Raw genomic sequence first — 2,288 nt, 5'->3', positions numbered from 1 at the left:
CGCTCTGCGGCATCCCCCATTGAAGTGTTGCGCAATCCACGTAACCAAATTCATTCCGGGCTGCTCTCTCCCAGTTCCTGAGGCCCACGCGCTGGCCACATGCGACCACCTGCGCACCATCATTCCGGAGCCTCGTGACGATCGCGCGGCCGATGCCGCGCCCGCCGCGATCCCGATGGCAAGTTTGTCTCCTTTGACGATCATGCTGATGACTTCGCTTGGTGGTTGCTTCGCAATATCCACTCGATTTGCTATCTATCAGAAAAAATTTGGACCAAAAATTTAGATGAGTCAACACATTCCTGATGATTCTTGCAGATAGAGAGCGGCCAAAGCCGCGTGCTCGACGGTCTCGAAGAGCTGCCGTCGACTGATGCCCAGCCGGCGCATGACCTAGTCGTTGATGTGATCGAGTGCCTGGGCAATGGCTGCATTCAGCTAGCGACAAGAAACCCTGATTGCGCAGACGCCCCAGCGTGCAGGACTGGGCGAAACGGACTCCATTCTCCACGTTCGAGTTCTTTCAAGTCCAGAACTGCAGTTCTGCAAACGCTCAAGCGGGTAGAGATTGAGGTCACGCACCCGTTCCACTCGTGGCGGGCCAGCGTTTTGTGCTGGCGACGCGCAAGCAGAACTGGGGCGAAGATCGGGTCATGTTCTACGACACAAAAGGGGCACTTTCGTTCGCTGCTCGCGTCGTGGACGAACATAGACCAACCTGGGGCCGAAACACACCAACCGGATACTATTGCGCAGATCCCGTGCCCGGACCGCGATAGCTAGACAACCAATAGGCATATGGCGGTGGCAACACCGACCATGATGGTTTGTCCAAGCCGAGTTCGAGGGCAAGCCGATAGGAATAATGCGGGTCGGCAAGAAATGCGCGTCCGATCATGACGATATCCATCTGGCCGTCGGCGACGACGCGCTCGACGTCTTGAGCCGCATCGATACACCAAGCCGAGGCAACCGGCATTTCCGTTTCTCGGCGCACGCGCTCGGCGACGGGAGCAAGGAAAGTGGGTCCCCAGGGAATTTTGGCTTCCGTCGTGGAAAACCCAATGCTGACATTCAGAAGATCAAGGCCGCTGTCACGCATTTTACGCGTAAGATCAATTGCTGCAACAAGCGTTTCCTCGTCGCGGCCGTCATACTCGATGACACCGAAACGCGCCGTCAGCGGGAGGTTTTCAGGCCAAGCTTCCCGGACGGCAGCGACGGTCTCCAGCAGAAAGCGGCTACGACCGGAAGCATCGCCGCCATATTGATCGCTGCGCTGGTTAGAGTGCGCAGAAAAAAAGCTCTGCGCGAGGTAGCCGTGCGCGAAATGCAGCTCCAGCCATTCAAACCCGGCGTTCCGTGCGCGCCGCGCAGCGGCCACGAAGTCGGCTTGTACCCTGGCTATATCGTCGAGCGACATTGCTTTTGGCATTTTGGACAAGCCACCACCAAAAGCGACAACAGAGGGAGAGATCGTCTCCCAGCCGCGCGGGTCGGCGGCAGGAATATGGTCGTCACCTTCCCAGGGAAGATTGGCGCTCGCTTTGCGACCGGCATGGCCGATCTGAATGCCAGCCACCGAACCAGCCGCTTTGATGGAGGCAGCGATTTGTTCCATGCCTTCGGCCTGCTCGTCATTCCACAAGCCCGTGCAGCCGGGCGTGATCCGACCTTCTGGAGACACAGCGGTTGCCTCCACAATCACCAGTCCCGCCCCGCCCCGTGCCAGTCCCGGATAATGAATCTGATGCCACTGATTCGTCAGGCCGTCCACGGCGCTGTACTGGCACATTGGCGGAACTGCGATGCGGTTTCTCAACGTCACATCCTTGAGGGTAAAGGGAGTAAATACTGCGGTCATTGCTGGGCTCTGCCCTTATAAAGTTGAGAACTCGGGGGTGCCTGTCCGTATCACTTGGCGCGCTGTCGCCAACGTCGCAATGCCGATCGGCGAGTCTTGCAACAGGCGTCGTGTAGGCGGCCCCAGACAGACGATCGGTCCCCTATCCTTGCGGACCGTGATGTGCGCCGGCATCAGCGCTTTACTTCTACCGTTAAACTCATCGGCTTGACGGCGACGTATGCGTCTGGAGTAGGAACTTTTTGAGGTGACAGACCCGCTGCCAGATCTTGCTGAGTGTCTCGCGTGCATCGACGTCATGCGACCTCGGATCCGTAGACGTTGGCATTGAGAGAGAGTTAACGTGATGGATTCGGAAACCATCCTTCTTTGACTGCTGCGAATCGTCCCTGGAAGGAAGCAAGGTCATGGGAGAGCCTTTCTA

The 2,288-nt window shown here is 57.8% G+C and carries 3 protein-coding genes; 2 read left to right on the top strand and 1 reads right to left on the bottom strand.

Annotated features, from left to right (window positions below; genetic code table 11):
• Both G6N73_RS36615 and G6N73_RS38960 read left to right on the top strand, forming a co-directional pair.
• Positions 1 to 286: hypothetical protein (locus tag G6N73_RS36615; RefSeq protein WP_206079269.1), on the top strand; the 286-nt coding region annotated here is incomplete at its 5' end.
• Positions 287 to 653: 367 nt separating this feature from the next.
• A complete protein-coding gene (locus tag G6N73_RS38960; protein WP_425484199.1) occupies positions 654 to 779 on the top strand; it encodes a hypothetical protein in 126 nt (41 codons plus the stop codon).
• Here the strand turns inward: G6N73_RS38960 and G6N73_RS35330 are convergent.
• Positions 746 to 1,864: an NADH:flavin oxidoreductase/NADH oxidase gene (locus tag G6N73_RS35330; protein WP_165034487.1), complete on the bottom strand. Its 1,119-nt coding sequence runs from the start codon at positions 1,862 to 1,864 to the stop codon at positions 746 to 748. The two genes, G6N73_RS38960 and G6N73_RS35330, sit on opposite strands and share 34 nt — an antisense overlap.
• Positions 1,865 to 2,288 lie beyond the last annotated feature (424 nt).

The sequence above is a fragment of the Allomesorhizobium camelthorni genome (assembly GCF_011045125.1).
Taxonomy (GTDB): Bacteria; Pseudomonadota; Alphaproteobacteria; order Rhizobiales; family Rhizobiaceae; genus Allomesorhizobium; species Allomesorhizobium camelthorni.
Note: the sequence above shows the minus strand (reverse complement) of the source record. Positions and strands in the feature narration are given on the sequence as shown.